Annotated in this window: 21 protein-coding genes, 1 tRNA gene and 1 pseudogene; 16 read left to right on the top strand and 7 right to left on the bottom strand. The window is 76.6% G+C overall.

Features of this window, described 5'->3' with window-relative positions:
• Positions 1–31 precede the first annotated feature (31 nt).
• On the bottom strand, positions 32–1231 hold the full coding sequence (locus JD79_RS23635; protein ID WP_245899922.1) for a hypothetical protein: 1200 nt from the start codon (positions 1229–1231) through the stop codon (positions 32–34).
• 3 nt (positions 1232–1234) lie between these two features.
• Between JD79_RS23635 and JD79_RS23630 the strand changes: the two are divergent.
• The 3 genes and pseudogenes from JD79_RS23630 to JD79_RS23620 all read left to right on the top strand — a co-directional run.
• A pseudogene (locus JD79_RS23630) lies at positions 1235–1345 on the top strand (hypothetical protein); the annotation flags it as partial.
• Between the two features lie 206 nt (positions 1346–1551).
• The gene (locus tag JD79_RS23625) at positions 1552–1932 is read left to right on the top strand and encodes a sensor histidine kinase (RefSeq protein WP_110005106.1); all 381 of its coding nucleotides are present in this window, start codon (positions 1552–1554) and stop codon (positions 1930–1932) included.
• A gap of 56 nt (positions 1933–1988) precedes the next feature.
• Positions 1989–2858 (top strand): response regulator, encoded by an 870-nt coding sequence (locus JD79_RS23620; RefSeq protein WP_245899921.1) that lies wholly within the window; start codon positions 1989–1991, stop codon positions 2856–2858.
• A 9-nt stretch (positions 2859–2867) separates the two neighbouring features.
• Here the strand turns inward: JD79_RS23620 and JD79_RS08065 are convergent, their stop codons facing one another.
• Positions 2868–4022 carry an RNA polymerase sigma factor gene (locus tag JD79_RS08065; protein ID WP_245899920.1) on the bottom strand — a complete coding sequence of 385 codons (1155 nt, stop codon included), beginning with the start codon at positions 4020–4022 and terminating at the stop codon, positions 2868–2870.
• Positions 4019–4426: a YciI family protein gene (locus JD79_RS08060; RefSeq protein WP_110005104.1), complete on the bottom strand. Its 408-nt coding sequence runs from the start codon at positions 4424–4426 to the stop codon at positions 4019–4021. The genes JD79_RS08065 and JD79_RS08060 overlap by 4 nt, the downstream gene beginning before the upstream one ends.
• Before the next feature lie 160 nt (positions 4427–4586).
• Here JD79_RS08060 and JD79_RS08055 point away from each other — a divergent pair.
• The 4 genes from JD79_RS08055 to JD79_RS08040 all read left to right on the top strand — a co-directional run bounded on the left by JD79_RS08055 (position 4587) and on the right by JD79_RS08040 (position 7998).
• Positions 4587–4657: transfer RNA gene (locus tag JD79_RS08055), tRNA-Gly, on the top strand.
• Positions 4658–4928: 271 nt separating this feature from the next.
• Positions 4929–5732 (top strand): putative protein N(5)-glutamine methyltransferase, encoded by an 804-nt coding sequence (locus JD79_RS08050; protein WP_110005103.1) that lies wholly within the window; start codon positions 4929–4931, stop codon positions 5730–5732.
• A 72-nt stretch (positions 5733–5804) separates the two neighbouring features.
• Complete coding sequence (locus tag JD79_RS08045) at positions 5805–6284, top strand: universal stress protein (RefSeq protein ID WP_110005102.1); 480 nt, start codon at positions 5805–5807, stop codon at positions 6282–6284.
• 115 nt (positions 6285–6399) lie between these two features.
• The gene (locus JD79_RS08040; RefSeq protein ID WP_245899919.1) at positions 6400–7998 is read left to right on the top strand and encodes a sensor histidine kinase; all 1599 of its coding nucleotides are present in this window, start codon (positions 6400–6402) and stop codon (positions 7996–7998) included.
• Positions 7999–8005: 7 nt separating this feature from the next.
• On the opposite strand, the gene JD79_RS08035 is transcribed toward JD79_RS08040, so the two are convergent.
• The 4 genes from JD79_RS08035 to JD79_RS08020 all read right to left on the bottom strand — a co-directional run bounded on the left by JD79_RS08035 (position 8006) and on the right by JD79_RS08020 (position 10922).
• Positions 8006–8647: a response regulator transcription factor gene (locus JD79_RS08035; RefSeq protein ID WP_110005100.1), complete on the bottom strand. Its 642-nt coding sequence runs from the start codon at positions 8645–8647 to the stop codon at positions 8006–8008.
• A gap of 68 nt (positions 8648–8715) precedes the next feature.
• Complete coding sequence (locus tag JD79_RS08030) at positions 8716–9744, bottom strand: type III polyketide synthase (protein WP_110005099.1); 1029 nt, start codon at positions 9742–9744, stop codon at positions 8716–8718.
• Between the two features lie 40 nt (positions 9745–9784).
• Positions 9785–10570, bottom strand: a complete 786-nt coding sequence (locus JD79_RS08025) for a class I SAM-dependent methyltransferase (protein WP_110005098.1) — start codon at positions 10568–10570, stop codon at positions 9785–9787.
• 10 nt (positions 10571–10580) lie between these two features.
• Entirely contained in the window at positions 10581–10922 is a 342-nt protein-coding gene (locus JD79_RS08020; protein WP_110005097.1) for a DUF3140 domain-containing protein, read from the bottom strand.
• Between the two features lie 93 nt (positions 10923–11015).
• On the opposite strand from JD79_RS08020, the gene JD79_RS08015 reads away from it, so the two are divergent.
• The 9 genes from JD79_RS08015 to JD79_RS07980 all read left to right on the top strand — a co-directional run bounded on the left by JD79_RS08015 (position 11016) and on the right by JD79_RS07980 (position 17052).
• The gene (locus JD79_RS08015; protein ID WP_211307906.1) at positions 11016–11582 is read left to right on the top strand and encodes a DUF6328 family protein; all 567 of its coding nucleotides are present in this window, start codon (positions 11016–11018) and stop codon (positions 11580–11582) included.
• A 35-nt stretch (positions 11583–11617) separates the two neighbouring features.
• Positions 11618–12544: a ribokinase gene (locus JD79_RS08010; RefSeq protein WP_110005096.1), complete on the top strand. Its 927-nt coding sequence runs from the start codon at positions 11618–11620 to the stop codon at positions 12542–12544.
• Between the two features lie 71 nt (positions 12545–12615).
• Entirely contained in the window at positions 12616–12768 is a 153-nt protein-coding gene (locus JD79_RS22530; RefSeq protein ID WP_170149149.1) for a hypothetical protein, read from the top strand.
• A gap of 202 nt (positions 12769–12970) precedes the next feature.
• The gene (locus JD79_RS22525) at positions 12971–13111 is read left to right on the top strand and encodes a hypothetical protein (protein WP_170149148.1); all 141 of its coding nucleotides are present in this window, start codon (positions 12971–12973) and stop codon (positions 13109–13111) included.
• Between the two features lie 138 nt (positions 13112–13249).
• Positions 13250–13909 (top strand): TetR/AcrR family transcriptional regulator, encoded by a 660-nt coding sequence (locus JD79_RS08000; RefSeq protein WP_110005094.1) that lies wholly within the window; start codon positions 13250–13252, stop codon positions 13907–13909.
• Between the two features lie 61 nt (positions 13910–13970).
• Entirely contained in the window at positions 13971–14396 is a 426-nt protein-coding gene (locus tag JD79_RS07995; protein ID WP_110005093.1) for a hypothetical protein, read from the top strand.
• A 46-nt stretch (positions 14397–14442) separates the two neighbouring features.
• A complete protein-coding gene (locus tag JD79_RS07990) occupies positions 14443–14628 on the top strand; it encodes a hypothetical protein (protein ID WP_110005092.1) in 186 nt (61 codons plus the stop codon).
• A gap of 52 nt (positions 14629–14680) precedes the next feature.
• Positions 14681–15055, top strand: a complete 375-nt coding sequence (locus tag JD79_RS07985) for a lipopolysaccharide assembly protein LapA domain-containing protein (RefSeq protein WP_110005091.1) — start codon at positions 14681–14683, stop codon at positions 15053–15055.
• A 152-nt stretch (positions 15056–15207) separates the two neighbouring features.
• Positions 15208–17052: an acyl-CoA dehydrogenase gene (locus JD79_RS07980; protein ID WP_110005090.1), complete on the top strand. Its 1845-nt coding sequence runs from the start codon at positions 15208–15210 to the stop codon at positions 17050–17052.
• The last annotated feature ends 255 nt before the right edge of the window (positions 17053–17307 follow it).

The following is a 17307-nucleotide window of genomic DNA, read 5'->3' as shown; positions in this document are numbered from 1 at the left end:
GCCGGGGGCTCCCCCGGCCCGGCCGTCGCCGTCACGCGGCGCTGACCTCTGCGGCGGGACCGCGGCCGCCCCAGGGGCGCATGTACCGTGCAGCGAACGGTGAGCCGCTTCGGCTCCCGACGTCCCGACGCCACGGCGGGGTCCCCGCCCGGCGCCCGCACTCGTGTGCCTGGAGGTGTGCGTGGCACCGGATCCCGTCGCGGGGACCGGGATCCAGGACGTCGCGCCCGGCCCCCGCACGGAGGACGTCTTCGCCGGCGGCAGCGAGAACGGGCGCCTGATGGCGGCCTTCGACTGGTCGACGACGCCGATCGGGCCGGTGCAGAACTGGCCGGCCAGCCTGCGCTACGCCGTGCGCACCGTCCTGGCCTCGCGCTTCCCCATGATCCTGACCTGGGGACCGGAGTACACGCAGTTCTACAACGACGCCTACGCCGAGCTCATCGGCGCCAAGCACCCCGGCGCCATCGGCGACGACCTGCGGATCACGCTGGCGGAGGGCTGGACGGCGCTGCAGCAGCCGGTCGAGCACGCGATGGCCACCCGCGAGGCCTCGTGGATCCCGCAGCTGCTCCTGCTGCTCGAGCGCGCCGGCTACCGCGAGGAGACCTACTTCACCGTCTCCCACGCCCCCGCCTTCGGCGACGACGGCGAGGTCGCCGGGATGCACGCGGTGTGCACCGAGGTCACCCGGCAGGTGGTGGCCGAGCGACGGCAGCGGCTGCTGCACGAGGTCTCCACCGCGGCCGGGCGCCGCGAGGACGAGCGCGACCTCGCCGCCCAGGTGTGCGGCGCGCTCGCCGCCGCCCCGCTCGACGTGCCCTTCGCCGCCGTCTACCTCACCGGCGAGGACTCCCGGCTGCACCGGGTGGCCACCGTCGGCGTCGACGACGGCGCGCTGCCGGGGACCGCACGGCAGGCCGCCGACCTCCGGGACGTCGACGCCGCCGCGCTGCACGTGCCCGGCGGGCCGTTCGGCGACGAGGTGACCGCGGCGGTGGCGCTGCCGCTGTCGGGCGGCGCCGGACGCGAGCCGGTCGGGGCGCTGCTGGTCGGCGTCAGTCCCAACCGCGCGCTGGACGAGGAGTACCGGACCTTCCACCAGCTGCTGGCCGCGCAGGTCGCCGGCGCCGTCACCGACGCGCGCGCCTACGCCGCCGAGCGCGCCCGCGCCGAGGCGCTCGCCGAGCTCGACCGCGCCAAGACCACCTTCTTCTCCAACGTCAGCCACGAGCTGCGCACGCCGCTGACCCTGCTGCTGGGGCCGATCACCGATGCCCTCACCGAGTCCGGTGGGCAGCTGCCGGCACCCGTCCGCGACCAGCTCACCCTCGCCCTGCGCAACGGCCAGCGGCTCAAGCGCCTGGTCGACGACCTGCTGGAGTTCGTCAGCATCGAGGCCGGGCGCACCGCGGCGGTCCGGGTGGCCACCGACCTGGCCGCGACCACCGCCGAGCTGGCCGGCGTGCTGCGCGCCGCCGCCGAGCGGGCCGGGCTGACGCTCGTCGTCGACTGCCCGCCGCTGCCCGCCCCGCCGCGGTCGACCCGCGGATGTGGGAGAAGGTCGTCCTCAACCTCGTCGCCAACGCGGTCAAGTACACCTTCGTCGGTCGCATCACCGTCTCCCTGCGCCCGGACGGTGACCAGGTGGTGCTGCGGGTCTCCGACACCGGCGTGGGCATCCCGGCCGGCGAGCTGCCGGCGCTGTTCGAGCGGTTCCACCGGGTGCCCGACTCCCCCGCGCGCAGCCGCGAGGGCACCGGGCTCGGCCTGGCGATGGTCCGCGAGCTGGTCGGGCTGCACGGCGGGACCGTGGCGGCCGAGAGCGAGCCCGGCACGGGCAGCACGTTCACCGTCCGGCTGCCCTTCGGCGAGCCCGACACCGACACCGCGCCGCCCCGTCACCGGCCGGGGTCCGCGCGGCCGCGCTGACCCCCTGGGACGACGACCTGGGCTGGTCGGGCTCGGCCGCCGGCCCGCTGGGCACCGTGCTCGTGGTCGACGACAACGCCGACATGCGCGCCTACCTCACCCGGCTGCTGTCGCCGTCGTGGACGGTGCGGACGGCGCGCGACGGCGAGGAGGCGCTGCGCGACGTCGCGCGGGTGTGCCCCGACGTGGTGCTGAGCGACGTGATGATGCCCGGCCTCGACGGCTTCGGGCTGCTCCGCGCCCTGCGCGCCGACCCGGGCACGCGCGCCGTGCCGGTGGTCATGCTCACCGCGCGGGCCGGGCAGGAGGCCGCCGTGGAGGGCTTCGACGCCGGCGTCGACGACTACCTGCCCAAGCCGTTCGAGTCCGCGGAGCTGCTCGGGCGACTGCGCGCGGTGCTCGAGCGCTCGCGGGGCCGGCGCGGGCCGGTGCTCCCGCCCGCGACGCCGGCCGCCGCCGTGCCCGCTCCCCCGCCGCCGCGGCCGCGCACGGCCGGGTCGCTCCCGGACACCGTCCCGCTGCCGCAGGCCCCGTCCCGGGCGCCCGGCGCCACGACGACGACCTGGCGGTTCGCCTCCCGCGCGTCGTCGATCCCGGCGCTGCGCCGCCGGCTCCAGGCGCTGCTCCTCGACGCCGGACTGGACGAGGACCGCGTCCACGACCTCGTGCTGGCCGCCTGCGAGGCCGCCACCAACGCCGTCGAGCACGCGCAGGACCCCCTCGAGCCCGTCGTCGACGTCGGGGTGACGCTCGACGACGGCGCGGTGGAGATCGCGGTGCGCGACCACGGCCAGTGGAAGGAGCGGACGTCGAGCATGGACCGCGGCCGCGGCTCGATGCTGATGAGCGCGTTCGCCGACGTCACGGCCGTGCCGGGCCCGGCGGGGACGACGGTGACGATCCGCAGCCCCCGCCCCGCGGCCTGACCCGCGCCCTCACCCCCGCCGCTCCGTGTTGAGCCGGGCCGCCCGGCGCGTGAGGTGGTCGCGCTCGGCCAGGTTCGGCGCCGACCGGGCGGCCTCGGCGTAGAGCCGGGCGGCGGTGACCGGGTCGCCGTCCCGCTCGTGCAGGTACGCCGCGACGGCGGCGTACCTGGGCAGGGACGGGTCGAGCTCCGCCAGGGCGGCCAGGCCCGCCCGCGGACCGTCGGCCTCGCCGACCGCGACGGCGCGGTTGAGGCGGGCGACCGGGCTGCCGGTGAGCCGGACCAGCTCGTCGTACCACTCGGCGATCTGCACCCAGTCGGTCTCCTCGGCGGTGCGCGCGTCGGCGTGCAGGGCGGCGATCGCGGCCTGCGCCTGGAACTCCCCCAACCGGTCCCGGGCAAGGGCGCCCTGGAGGAGGTCGACGCCCTCGGCGATCAGCCGGGTGTCCCACCGGCCGCGGTCCTGCTCGGCGAGGGGCACCAGGCTGCCGTCGGGCCGGGTCCGTGCGGGGCGCCGCGCGTGGTGCAGCAGCATGAGCGCGAGCAGGCCGGCCACCTCCTCGTGGTCGACCGCCGCGGCGAGCTGGCGCGTCAGGCGGATCGCCTCGGCGGCGAGGTCGACGTCGCCGGAGTAGCCCTCGTTGAAGACGAGGTAGAGCACCCGCAGCACGGTGGCGACGTCGCCGGGCCGGTCGAACCGGGCGCCCGAGACGGTCCGCTTGGCGCGGCTGATGCGCTGCGCCATGGTCGCCTCGGGCACGAGGTAGGCCTGCGCGACCTGCCGCGTGGTCAGTCCGCCGACCGCCCGCAGCGTGAGCGCGACCGCCGACGCCGGGGTCAGCGACGGGTGGGCGCACAGGAAGTACAGCTGCAGCGTGTCGTCCGCCGTCGCGGCCGGCCCGGGCTCCGGTTCGTCCTCGACCCGCTCCTCACGCCGCCGCCGGGAGGTGTCGGCGCGGACGGCGTCGAGGTACCTGCGCCACGCGACGGCCACCAGCCATCCCCTCGGGTCCCGCGGCGGGTCGTCCGGCCACACGCGCACGGCCTCGACGAGCGCGTCCTGGACGGCGTCCTCGGCCGCCGCGAAGTCGGCTCCGCGGCGGCCGAGGACCCCGATCACGGTGGGGACCACCGCCCGGAGGAGCGCCTCGTCCACCGGCGTCACTCCGTGATGGTCGGTGCGGCGCCGAGGAGGGGGCGGACCTCGAGCCACTCGTGGATCGGCTCGCCGCCCGCCCCCGGGGCCGCGGACAGCTCACCGGCCAGCTCGAGCGCCCGCTCGTAGGTGTCGACGTCGATCACCATCCAGCCGGCGATGAGGTCCTTGGTCTCCGCGAAGGGACCGTCGGTGACCGGGGGCCGCCCCTCGCCGTCGGAGCGGACCCACGTGCCCTCCGGGGAGAGCGCCTGACCGTCGACGAACTCGCCGGTGCCCTCGAGCCGGGCGGCGAAGTCCTCCATGTACTGCACGTGGGCCGCGACCTCCTCCGGCGTCCAGCGGTCCATCGGCACGTCGTTCACCGGCGTCGGCGCGCCGCGGTAGTGCTTGAGCAGCAGGTACTTGGCCATGTCGGTCTCCTCGGTGGGGTACGGCCCTCGTGGCCGTGTGTACTGCAGGGACGGAGCCGCGCACCGGTTCTCGACATCCCCCGCCGGGGTTTCTCCGGGACCCGGTCGGCAGACCGGTGGCCGGGCACTTGCTAGGCTGGGAGACGGCCGCGAGGCCACCGCGGGTGTAGTTCAATGGCAGAACATCAGCTTCCCAAGCTGACAGTGCGAGTTCGATTCTCGTCACCCGCTCTCCCTCCTCCGCCCGGCCGGCGACCCGGTCGCCCGACCGCCCCTCCGCGGGGCGCCCGTCGCCGAGCACGGTCAGCGGCCCGCGCCGACGGCGCAGCGTGACCGCACGCCGGAGCGGCAGCTGCACCGGTCCCGGGGGACCACCAGCGGGGCGCAGGGCCCGCCACGCGCGCGTCCCGGTCGAGCGGCTCGAGCCGGCGACGGTCCCCGCGCCGCTGCGCGCGCTGGTGGCGGTCGTCTGACGTCCGGCGCGGCTGGCAGCCTGGGGCCCGTGCCACCTCCTCCCGACGACACGCTCGTCGCCCGGCTGCGCGCCGCCGGGTGCGTCTTCGCCGAGGACGAGGCCCGCCTGCTCACCGCCGCCGCGACCACGCCCGCCGAGCTGGCGGACCTCGTCGGACGGCGGGTGGCCGGGGAGCCGCTGGAGCACCTGCTCGGCGAGGTGGAGTTCTGCGGCCTGCGGGTCGTCGTCGGCCCGGGGGTCTTCGTACCCCGCCGGCGCACCGCGGCCCTGGTGGCCCGGGCGGCCGACGCGGCGCGGGCCCTCGGCGCGCGGACCGGCCGGGCACCGGTCGCCGTCGACCTGTGCTGCGGCTGCGGCGCGGTCGGGCTGGCCCTGGCCGGCGCCGTCGGGCTGGGCGGGCTGCACGCCGCCGACGTCGACCCCGCTGCCCTCCTGTACGCGCGGCGCAACCTCGCTCCCGTGGGCGGGCAGGTGCACGGCGGCGACCTGTTCGACGCGCTGCCGGAGGACCTGCGCGGGCGGGTCGACGTCCTGGTGGTCAACGCGCCGTACGTGCCCACCGGCGCGCTGTCCCTGCTCCCCCCCGAGGCCAGGCTGCACGAGCCGCGGGTCGCCCTCGACGGCGGCCGCGACGGCCTCGACGTACACCGCCGCGTGGCCGCGGGAGCGCCGTCCTGGCTCGTCGCGGGCGGCGTCCTGCTGGCCGAGGTGGGCGAGGAGCAGGCACCCGTCCTGGCGGCCGTGCTCGCCGGCGTGGGCCTGCACCCGCACGTGCACGAGCCCGAGGAGGACGGCACCTCCGTGGTCACCGGAACACGACCGGCCCCCTGACCGGCCTCGATCCCCGGGGTCCCGGGCCCTTGGTCCCTGTCCGAGCGGGCTCCGCGTCGTCAGGATCAGTGCATGGGAGATTCGACCGCCTCAGTTCCGCCCGAGGACCGGTCCGTTCCGCCCGTCGAACCGGTCCGGCTCGTCCCCCAGTTGTCCCGCCGGCCCGCTCCCTCGCTCGTCGTCCACGTCGACGGCTCGCCCGCCGCCTACGGCGCCCTGGTCTGGGCGCTGCGCGAGGCCGCCCGCCGCGAGGGCACCGTGCTCGCCGTCGACGTCGTCGACCCCGGCGACGGCCCCCTGCCCGGGCAGCGCCCGGCCGGCGACCGGGCCCGCGCCACGGCCCTGGGACGGGTCGAGGCCCAGGTGGTCCGCGCGATCGCCGAGACCGGCGTGACCGGCCGGATCCGCACGGCCACCGTCGAGCGCCCCGTGCTCGAGGCCCTGACCGCGGCCGGCCGCGGCGGGGACCTCGTCCTCGTGGCCGGCGCCGGCCGGGCCCTCCTGCGGCACGTCCCGCCCCGCCACCCCGGCCGCCTCGCGCGCGGCGCGTGAGCCCCCGGAGCGTGAGCAGCCCCCGACGGGAAGAGCCCGGTACACAGCAGGACCCCTCCGGACGGGCCGTGCCCCGCCCACCCCGGAGAGCCCACCCCCGGCCCTGGCCGCCGGCGTGCGCGCGGCCGCGGCCGGCGAGCACCTCGAGGCGACGCTGCACGCGATCGTCGAGGCGGCGGTCGCGCACGCCGACGCGTCCTACGGGGCCCTGGGCGTCCTCACCCGGGACGGCCGGCGACTCGACCGGTTCGTCATCGTCGGCATGGACGACGCGACCCGGGAGGGCATCGCCCGCCTCCCGGCCGGGGAGGGGATCCTCGGCCTGCTGGTCGAGCACCCGGAGCCGCTGCGCCTGGACGACCTCGGCGCACACCCCGCCTCGGTCGGCTTCCCGCCGGGACACCCGCCCATGGAGTCGTTCCTCGGCGTGCCGGTGTGCCTGCGCGACGCCGTCTTCGGCCACCTGTACCTCACCGAGAAGCGCACCGGCGGCCCGTTCACCGAGGCCGACGAGGAGGCCGTGCTGGCGCTGGCCGCGGCCGCGGGGCTGGCCATCGAGAACGCGCGACTGGCCGAGGCCGCCGAGCGCCGCCGGGCGTGGGTGCAGGCCGGCACCGAGGTGGCGACCGCGCTGCTGTCGGGCGAGGACCCGTCCCGGGTGCTGCAGACGGTGACCGAACGGGCCGTCGCGCTCAGCGACGCCGACGGCGGGGCGCTGCTCATCGCGGAGGAGGGCGACAGCGACGCGCTCACCATCGTCAGCTCGACCGATCCCCTGGCCCGCGAGTTCGAGGGTGTGCGGGTCCCGCTCGAGGACACCCACGTCGGCCGGGTGCACCGCACCGGCGTCGGGGAGCTGGTCGAGGACGTCACGGCCGACCCGGTGCTCGGCCGGCACGCGGAGGTCACCGCCGAGCTGACCCGCTGGTCCCGATCGGCCGTCATCGTCCCGCTGGGTCCGGCGCTGGGGACGCTGGTCTGCATGCGCCGCGCCGAGCGCGAGCCGTTCGACGCCGAGGTGCTCGAGGCGCTGTCCGCGTTCGCCGCGCAGGCGGGGCTGGCCCTGGAGCTGGCCCGCAGCCAGCGCCGGGAGCGGCGACTGCAGGTGCAGGCCGACCGCGACCGCATCGCCCGGGACCTGCACGACCACGTCGTTCAGCGGATCTACGCGACGGCGCTGTCGCTCGACCGCATCGGCCGGGCGCTGGAGGACGTCGACCCCTACGCCGCCCGCCGGGTGGGCCGCAGCGTCGACGAGCTCGACGCCACGCTGCAGCAGATCCGCGCGGCGATCTTCGGCCTGCACGACGGCGCCACGCCCACGGGGACGGCCGCCGGACTCGCCGACGTCGTCCGCCGGGTCACCGAGGGCTCCGGGGTGCAACCGGGCCTGCGGCTGCGCGGCGACCTCGACGGGCTGCCGGCCGGGCTGGCCACCGACCTGCTGGCCGTGGTGCGGGAGCTGGTCACCAACGTCATCCGGCACGCCGGGGCGAGCCGGGTCGAGGTGACCGTCGAGGCCGAGGGCGACGCGGGCTCCCCCGTGCGGGTGCGGGTGGCCGACGACGGCTGCGGCCTGCCCGAGGTGACCGTCCGCAGCGGGCTGGCCAACCTCGCGGAGCGGGCCGAACGCCGCGGCGGGCGGCTCACCACCGCCGGGGGACCGGCCGGCACCGAGGTCACCTGGACGGTGCCCGGACCGCGCGGGTCCTGAGCCCGGGTCAGGAGGGCCGGCGGCCGCGCATCTCGGTGGCCAGGATGGCGGCCTGGGTGCGCCGCTCGAGGCCCAGCTTCGCGAGCAGGTGGCTGGTGTAGTTCTTCACCGTCTTCTCGGCCAGCCCCATCCGCTCGCCGATCTGCCGGTTGGTCAGCCCCTCGCCGATGAGCGTGAGGACGGTGCGCTCCTGCTCGGTGAGGGAGGCCAGCCGCCGGTCGCCGTCCCCGTTCGGCCCCGGCCGCCGCCCGGGCCAGCCGGGCAGCGTCCCGCCGGCCGCGACCGTGCGCACCGCCGAGACCAGGTCCGCGCCGCGCACCTGCTTGACCAGGTAGCCGGCCGCGCCCGCCGCCGCGGCCGCCGCGACCGCGGTCTCGTCGGCGTAGCTGGACAGCACCAGGCAGCGCACGCCCGGCAGCCGCTCGGCCAGCCGGCGGACGACCTCCGCGCCGTCCCCGTCGGGCAGCCGCATGTCCACCACGACGACGTCCGGCCGCACCGCCGGGCCGCGCGCCAGCGCCTCGGCGAGGCTCCCGGCCTCCCCCACCACGACCAGCCCGGGGTCGTCCTCGAGGACCTCGGCCACGCCGCGCCGCACCACCTCGTGGTCGTCGACCAGGAACACCCGGACGGACCCACCGGTGGACATGGCCACTCCCCTCCCGGATCGTGATCGCGATCACAGAGGGTAGTGCCGCAGCGGGTCGTTCCGCGAGGTCAGGTGGGGAGCAGTAGCGCTGCGTACAGGGTCAACCCCGGACCGAAGGCCATGACGACGACCGGGCCGTCGACGTCGACGAGCTCCTGCAGCACGAGGAGCACCGTGGCCGACGAGCAGTTGCCGTGCTCGGCCAGCACCCGCCGCGAGGCCGCGACCTGGGTCTCCGCCAGGCCGAGCTCGTCCCGGACGACGTCGAGGATGCGCGGCCCGCCGGGGTGCACCGCCCAGCCCGCGACGTCCTCGACCCGCAGTCCGGCGCCGTCGAGCAGCTCGGCGACGACGTCGCCGACGTGCCGGGACAGGACGTCGGGCACCCGCGGCGAGAGGCCCATGCGGAAGCCGAGGTCGGTGACGTCCCAGGTCATGTGGTCCGACGTCGACGCGTCGGTGCGGGCCACCACACCCGCCAGCCGCCGTCCCCGGCCGGCGCCGGGCTCGACGACGACGGCCGCCGCGGCGTCGGAGAACAGCGCGTGGGCGACCACCTGGTCGAGGTCGCGCACCGCCGGCTGCACGTGCAGGCTCGTCAGCTCGCAGCACAGCAGCACAGCCGGGCGCGCGCGGGCCGTGACGAAGTCGCCCACCGCGGCCAGCCCCGGGATCGCCGCGTAGCAGCCCATGTGCCCGACCAGCAGCCGCTGCAGGCCCGGCGGCATGCCCAGGTCGCTGGCCAGCCGGATGTCCAGGCCGGGGGTGGCGTACCCGGTGCAGGTGGCGACGGCGAAGAGGCCGACGTCGCCCGGCGCGAGGCCCGCGGCGTCCAGCGCCCCGGCGACCGCCTGCTTGCCGAGGGGCAGCGCCTCCTGGACGTAGCGGGCCATCCGGGCGCCGGTCCCCCACCGGCTCAGGTCCTCGTCGACCGGGTTGGCCACCGCGTGCCGCGTGCGCACGCCGGCGCCGGTCCAGATCCGGTGGGCGGCGCGGACGCCCTCGTAGTGGCGGGCGAAGAAGCCCTCCCACGCGGCGTCCTGGTCGAGGGTCGCCGGCAGGGCCGCGCCGGCGCCGGTCAGCACTGCCGCGCTCATCCTCGGGGTCCCCGGGTGTTCGCGCTGCTCACGAGCGGGGTCATCGCCCGACCGTACGTGCGGAGCCGGTGGTGCGCTCCCGCGGGAGCCCGCCGTCGCGCGACGGGGGCGCCGCGTCCTCCCGCTTGCGTCCGTAGCCGGCGAAGAGCACCGCCGTCGTCGGCAGCTCCCGCATCCGGACGACGTCGCGCCGACCGCGCCGCCACGCGACGAGGTCGCGGACCGACGGGCGCAGCCCCACCAGCCGCAGGTCCAGGCCCAGCCGGTCGGCGGCGGCGAGCAGCCGGCGCCGGTCGACGAACAGCGCGGGGTCGTGGATGCCCGGCGGCGGCCCGCCCGGCAGGCGCTCGGCGATGCGGACGGCGACCACCTCGGCCAGCCGGGTGGCGGCGATGGCGTCGATCACGAGCGTCCCGCCGGGCCGGAGCAGCCGGGCGGCCTCGGCGAGCACCGCGACGTCGTCCTCGACGTGCTCGAGGACCTCGCCGGCCACCACCACGTCGGCGCACCCGTCACGCAGCGGGACGGCGAGCACCGAGCCGTGCACCGCGGTGACCCCGTGCCCGGCGGCGACCGCGAGGCCCGCGGCGTTCAAGTCGACGCCGACGTGCCGGTAGCCCAGGCGCGCGGCGTGCGGGGCCATGAGCCCGCCGCCGCAGGCGAGGTCGACCAGCACCGCGCCGGGGCGCGCGGCGGGGGGGATGTGCCCGGCACGGGAGGCGGCGAGCCAGTGGAGCATCGCGAACCCGCCCGAGGCCTCCCACCACTGGTCGGCCAGGCCGTCGTACTGGGCCGGGTCGTTGCGGCGGGGGTCGTCGAGGCGCACGGGGAGCCCGCTACTTCTTCAGCGGGTCGTGTCCCCAGTTCATGAGGGAGTACCGCCACCGGGAGGTCTCGACGTCCTCCTTGGCCGGCTCCTGGGCCAGGTGCCGCTGCACGTACCCGTGGACCTTCCTCATGTGGGCGTAGTCGTCGTCGTCGAGGTCGCCCTTCCGCTTGTGCAGCAGCTCGACGATCCGCCGTCCCGACTCGTGCCCGGTGGACTCCCCGGAGCCGCCGCTCTTCTGCCCCACCGACCGGGACTCGTCGGTGCCGAGCCACTCCTCCAGCTCCGAGGCGCTCATGTTCACCGCCTCGTCGAAGTCCTTCCTGATGGTGTCCCGGTCGTCGTCGGCCACGGCTCCTCCTCGGTCGGTCCCCCGGGGCGGTACCGCGCCGCCGACCTCCGGAAACGGGTGTCGCGCCGGCATCCCGGCGGGTAGGGGCCGCCCGTGGACGCGGCGCGGACGGGGACGAGGCGGCAGCGGGCCCGCCGCCCGGACCTCTCGGCCGCGGTCCGCAGCGCGCGGGCCCGCGGCGAGACGCTCGACCAGGTGCTCGACCGCAACCTCGCCGAGCTCCTGCAGGAGCTGCGGGTGGCGATCACCGGCGTCCAGGTGCTCTTCGCCTTCCTGCTGGGCCTGGCCTTCACCCAGCGCTTCACCGAGCTCGACGACGTCCAGCTCGGCGTCTACACGGTGACGCTGCTGGCCACCGCCCTGGCGACGGTGGTGCTCATCGCGCCGGTGCCCTTCCACCGCCTGGTCTTCCGGCGGCGGCGCAAGGCGGCGCTCATCGCGGTCGCCGACCGGCTGCTGCTGGTCGGCCTCGCGCTGCTCGTGCTCGCGATCAGCAGCGGGGTGCTGCTGGTCCTCGACGTCGTCCTGGGGCGCGGTGCGGGCGTCGTCGGCGGGGTGTCCGTGCTGCTCATCGCCGTGCTGACCTGGTACGGGCTGCCGCTCTGGGCGCGCGGCGTGGAGCCCGACCCGGACGACGACGCGGACCCGCCCGCAGACTGAGCGCCGTCGTCGCCGCGCCCTCCGGAGGTCCGCCCGTGTCCGTCACCGTCGTCGGCAGCGTGAACGAGGACGTGCTGGTCGCCGTCGGGCGGCTGCCCGGGCGCGGCGAGACCGTCGTCGGCCGGGAGGCGGTGCTCGCGCCCGGGGGCAAGGGCGCCAACCAGGCCGCGGCGGCCGGGCGGCTGGCCGGGCCGGGGGTGGCGATGGTGGGCCGGGTGGGCGACGACCCGGCCGCGGAGCGGCAGCGTGCGGCGCTGGTCGACGCCGGCGTGGACACCGCGCTGGTCCTGGCCACACCCGGGCACCCGACCGGCTCGGCGACCATCCCGGTCGAGGACGGCAGCGGCGAGAACCTCATCGTCGTCGTGCCGGGCGCCAACGCCGCGCTCACGCCGGAGGACGTCGACGTCCCGGCCGTGCGGCGGGCCGCGGTGGTGCTGCTGCAGCTGGAGGTGCCGCTGGCCACGGTGCAGGCGGCGGCCGACGCGGCGTCGGGGACCGTCGTCCTCACCCCGGCACCGCCGCAGCCGCTGCCGCCGGAGCTGCTGCAGCGGGTGACGGTATTGGTGCCCAACGAGCACGAGCTGGTGCAGCTGGCCGGCGCGGACCCGGCACCGCGGACGCCGGCGGAGCTGGCCGCCCTGGCCCGGACGCTGGGCGCGGCGGCCAGCGTCGTGACCCTGGGCGCCCGCGGCGCGCTGGTCGTCCCGGAGGACGGGCCGGTGCTGCTGCAGGAGCCGCCGCCCGTCGAGGCCGTGGACACCACCGGCGCGGGCGACTGCTTCTGCGGCGCGCTCGGCGCCGCCCTGGCGCGCGGGGCGGACCTGGCCGGCGCGGTGCGCGAGGCGGTCGCGGCCGCCGCGCTGTCGACCACCGGCCCGGGGGCCCGGGGCGCCCTTCCCGACGCCGCCGCCGTCGCGGACGCGCTGCCGCGGGTGCCCGCCGCCACCCGCGTGGGCTGAGCCGCGGTTCGGCGGCGCGCAGGTGGGCAAGGCCGTCGGTGACCGCACCGCCGCACCCCGAGGAGGACGCCGTGACCGAGCCCGAACGGCCGCCGCGCAGCCCTGAGCGCGCGGAGGGCGACCCGCCCGGCGAGGAGGACGACGCCGGCCGCACCCCGCGCTCCGAGGACCCCGCCGAGGGGCGGCCGGCGGGCGACGGCCCCGCCGACTCCCCCGACGTCTGAGCGGACGGACCCGTCCCGGCCGGGGCGCGGCACGATCAGGTCGGCTGATCGTGCCGCGTCCTGGCTCGGCGCCGACGGTGAGCCAGGAGGCGCCGGGACGAGCCAGGACGAGGGCAGGGGTGAGGGACGTCGCACCGCCCGAGCGGGTGGACGCCGTCCCGGGACCGTGCCCGGCAGCCGGCCGCGGGGCAGGCTGGCACGCGTGGCGGACGCGCAGCGCGAGGACCGGACCCACGAGCGCACCCCCGGTGCGCCGCCGGCCGAGGACCCGGGCGCGCCCGGACCCGTGGCCGAACGCGTCGCCCGCCTCCTCGCCAACCCCCGCCGCATCCGCCGCGCCTGAACCGGGCGGGCCGTCGTCACAGCGGTCACAACCGCCCCGACCTGCGCGTTCGTCTCTCTGCACCCGGGAGCGAGCAGCCGTGCCGGGCGCCCGGCGTGCCGCGAACTGATCCGTCACGGCAGGCGGCACGATCCCCGTGTGACCGCCGCCGCCCTCTCCTTCGCCGACGCCGACGCCGACAGCCCCTCCCCGGTCCGCCGCAGCCGCGCGGAGCGGGAGGCCATCGTCCTCGACACCGCGGAGCGGCTCTTCTCCGCCCGCAGCTCGCGCAGCGTGGGGATGGACGAGCTCGTCCGCGAGACCGGCCTGGGCAAGATGACCGTCTACCGGCTCTTCAAGAGCAAGGACGAGCTCGTCGGCGCCCACCTCGCCCGCAAGGCCGCCACGGTCCTGGGCCACATCGACGAGATCCTCGCGGTGCTCGAGGGGGATCCGCGCGCCGCGCTGCTCGCCGTCGTCGAGTACGTGGAGGGCGACGTGACCCGCGCCGGCTTCCGCGGCTGCCCCTTCACCAACGTGAGCAGTGAGTACGACGACCCGGCGCACCCGGCGCGCAGCGCGGCCGCCGACTACAAGTTCGAGCTGCACGCGCGCCTCGAGCGGCTGGCCGAGCAGGTCGCGCCGGGCCGGGGCGAGGACCTCGCCGCGCAGGTGCACCTGATCATGGACGGCATGTACCTCTCCGGCGGCCTGCTCGGTCCCGACGGCCCGGCCGCGCACGGCCGGGAGCTGGCCGGGCGGCTGGTCGACCTCGCCGTCACGGAGTCCGCGGCGGGTCAGGTCGCCCTCTCCGCCTGACCGCCTCCCGGCTCCTCCCGCTCGCCGGGCAGCCCCCGCCCCCTGCCCGCAGGATGGGCCGGTGACCGCCGACCGCACCCGCCCCGACCTGGACGACACGACCGTCGAGGGCCTGGGCAGGCTCTCCGAGGCCCTGGAGACGATCGAGCAGGCCCGCGGCCAGCTCTACGGCTTCCACCAGCACTCCGGCAAGGCCGACCGGCTGGTGCAGGAGGCCGTGGAGCTGTTCCGGGAGGCCGGGCACACCGAGCTCGCCGACGACCTCGACCGCGACCTGGTCGGCCGCAACGTCATCGCCGACCGGTGGACCTTCCAGATCGTCGAGGACTTCGACGACACCTACTGGTCGGTCTTCCGCGCGTTCGACCAGCGGGCCCGCACCGAGCTGTCCGACGGCGACCGGCACGTGCTCGAGGCGCGCATGAAGCAGCGCGAGCGCACCACCGGGCACCCCGCGCACGAGGCCGGCCCGGCGCTGTCGGAGTGAGCTCCCCGGCTCGCCGGGCGGGCGGCCGGGACGCAGACTCGGACCGGTGAGCACCCGCGAGCAGAAGATGCCCGAGCCGGACGAGCCGCGCTCGGTCGGTCCCCTCGGCAGCAGCACGTCGGGTCCGCCGGCGCCCGACTCCGACGGACCCGAGGGGACCGGCCCGGCCGACGGCGCGGCCGGCCCCTCCTACCCACCCGCCGAGACCGAGCCGGCCGCGCACCGGGACTGACCGGTCGCGCACCACCGGTTTGAGCGCCCTCCCCGGCGGACAGACCTCCCGTGTGACCGCTCCCGGAACGCCTGCCGAGCCCCGGCCCTCCGCCCCGGGCACCGACCCGTTCGCGACCGGCACGGGCCCGTACTCCTCCTCGGGCACCCCGGCGCCGACGCCCGCCACCACCCGCCCGGGGACGCCGTCGCGTGCCCGCGCGGCCGGCCGCACGGCCGGTCTGGGCCTGGCGCTGGTCCTGCTGATCGCCGTCACGGTGGTCCTGGTGCTCTTCGTCGTGTTCAACGGCCAGACCGTGCAGATCAGCCTCGTCTTCACCGACGTCGAGGCGCCCCTCGTGCTGGCGCTGCTGATCGCCGCGGCCCTCGGGGCCCTGGTCGCCTCGCTCGGCGGCCTCGTGCTGCGCGCCCGCCGCCGCAGCCGCTAGCCGCCGCCTCCCGCCCCACCCGGCCCGGGACCGCCTGACCCCTCGGAGCGTGTCCCGGGCTGCTCCCTTGCTCGTGGTTACCCGTCGGTAATAGCGTTTGTTACCGGCGAGTAGACGCCGTCCACCGGCACGGAGCACGGGAGCCACACCGCATGAGCCACTACACCGCGAACCTGCGCGACCTCGAGTTCAACCTGTTCGAGTTCCTCGACACCAAGGACCGGTTCGGCACCGGCCCGTTCGAGCAGATGGACGCCGGGACCGCACGCGGGGTGCTCGCGGAGGTCCGCCGGCTGGCCGAGGGCCCGATCGCCGAGAGCTTCACCGACGCCGACCGCAACCCGCCGGTGTTCGACCCGGCCACCTCCTCGGTGACGCTGCCCGAGTCGTTCAAGCGCTCGGTCCGCGCCATCGAGGACGGCGAGTGGTACCGCCTCGACCTGCCCGAGCACCTGGGCGGCTTCGGTGCGCCGCACGCCCTGACCTGGGGCGCCTTCGAGATGGTGCTGGGCGCCAACCCCGCCGTCTTCATGTACGGCTCGTGGGCCGCCTTCGCCGCCGTCCTGCACGAGCTGGGCACCGAGGACCAGAAGCGCATGGCCGAGCTCATGCTCGAGCGCAAGTGGGGCGCCACGATGGTCCTCACCGAGCCCGACGCCGGATCCGACGTGGGCGCCGGCCGCACCATGGCCGTGCGGCAGGACGACGGCTCCTGGCACATCACCGGCGTCAAGCGGTTCATCACCTCCGCCGAGCACGACCTGTCGGACAACATCGTCCACCTGGTGCTGGCCCGCCCCGAGGGCGCGAAGGCCGGCACCAAGGGCCTGTCGCTGTTCGTCGTCCCGAAGTTCCACGTCGACCTCGAGACCGGCGCCCTCGGCGAGCGCAACGGCGTGTACGTGACCAACGTCGAGAAGAAGATGGGCCTGAAGGTCTCCACGACCTGCGAACTCACCTTCGGCGACGGGCCCGTCCCGGCCAGGGGCTGGCTGGTCGGCGAGGTGCACGACGGCATCGCGCAGATGTTCAAGGTCATCGAGCACGCCCGGATGTTCGTGGGCACCAAGGCGATCGCCACGCTCTCGGCCGGCTACCAGCAGGCGCTGGCCTACGCCAAGGAGCGGGTGCAGGGTGCCGACCTCACCGCGACCAGCAAGGACGCGCCGCGGGTGACCATCACCCACCACCCCGACGTGCGCCGCTCGCTGATGCTGCAGAAGTCCTACGTCGAGGGCATGCGGGCGCTGTACCTCTACGCCGCGAGCTTCCGCGACCAGGTGCTCACCGCCGAGGCCGAGGGCACCGCCGACAGCGAGCAGGCGACGCTCGCCGCGCGCGTCAACGACCTGCTGCTGCCCGTGGTCAAGGGCTTCGGCTCCGAGCGGGCCACCCAGCTGCTCACCAGCGAGTCGCTGCAGACCCTGGGCGGCTCGGGCTACCTGCAGGACTACCCGATCGAGCAGTACATCCGGGACTCCAAGATCGACACCCTCTACGAGGGCACCACGGCGATCCAGGGCCAGGACTTCTTCTTCCGCAAGATCGTCAAGGACGGCGGAGTCGCGCTGACCTGGCTGGCCTCGCAGATCCAGGCCACGATCGACGCCGAGGCCGGCAACGGCCGCCTCAAGGAGGAGCGGGCGCACCTGGCCACCGCCCTCGGCGAGGTCCAGGCGATGCTCACCGCGATGTTCGGTCGCCTGACCCAGGCCGCGCAGGACCCGTCGAAGCTGTACGAGGTCGGCCAGAACACCTCCCGGCTGCTGCTGGCCGTCGGCGACCTGGTCACCGCGTGGCTGCTGGTCCGCCAGTCCGAGGTCGCGCTGGCCGCCCTGGCCGGCGAGGTGGGTGAGAAGGACCGCCTGTTCTACGAGGGCAAGCTCGCCGCCACCCGCTTCTTCACCACCCAGGTGCTGCCGCGCCTGGCCGGTGAGCGGGCCGTCGTCGAGGCCACCGACAACGCGCTCATGGAGGTCCCCGAGGCCGCGTTCTGACGACGGACCCCGTCCTCCCCACCGCTCGCGAGCCCGCGGCGGGACCCGGGACGGGGCCGCACGGCGCCTCGCGACGGCCGCCGTCCCCCGTGGGGCGGCGGCCGTCGGCCGTGCGCGGCACGGTGGGCGCGGCGGACCCACCGCGCGGTGCCCGTCCTCGCGCTGGGGGGTGGGGCCGGGCACCGCGGGGTGCGGACGGTGGCCTCCCGCCTCCCACCTCCCACCTCCCGCCTTCCACCGCCCGTCGTTTGGGGA

Origin of the sequence: Geodermatophilus normandii (assembly GCF_003182485.1) — a bacterium.
GTDB lineage: Bacteria > Actinomycetota > Actinomycetes > Mycobacteriales > Geodermatophilaceae > Geodermatophilus > Geodermatophilus normandii.
The sequence above is the reverse complement of the archived record's forward strand: the minus strand, read 5'-3'. Positions and strand labels throughout refer to the sequence as shown.

Bases quoted from the DNA above. Each gene is read 5' to 3' on its own strand.
- JD79_RS23625 (WP_110005106.1), top strand. From the start codon at position 1,552: ATGTGGGAGAAGGTCGTCCTCAACCTCGTCGCCAACGCGGTCAAGTAC.
- JD79_RS08060 (WP_110005104.1), bottom strand. From the start codon at position 4,426: ATGGCCAAGTACCTGCTGCTCAAGCACTACCGCGGCGCGCCGACGCCG.
- JD79_RS08045 (WP_110005102.1), top strand. From the start codon at position 5,805: ATGGGAGATTCGACCGCCTCAGTTCCGCCCGAGGACCGGTCCGTTCCG.
- JD79_RS08035 (WP_110005100.1), bottom strand. From the start codon at position 8,647: ATGTCCACCGGTGGGTCCGTCCGGGTGTTCCTGGTCGACGACCACGAG.
- JD79_RS08030 (WP_110005099.1), bottom strand. From the start codon at position 9,744: ATGAGCGCGGCAGTGCTGACCGGCGCCGGCGCGGCCCTGCCGGCGACC.
- JD79_RS07980 (WP_110005090.1), top strand. From the start codon at position 15,208: ATGAGCCACTACACCGCGAACCTGCGCGACCTCGAGTTCAACCTGTTC.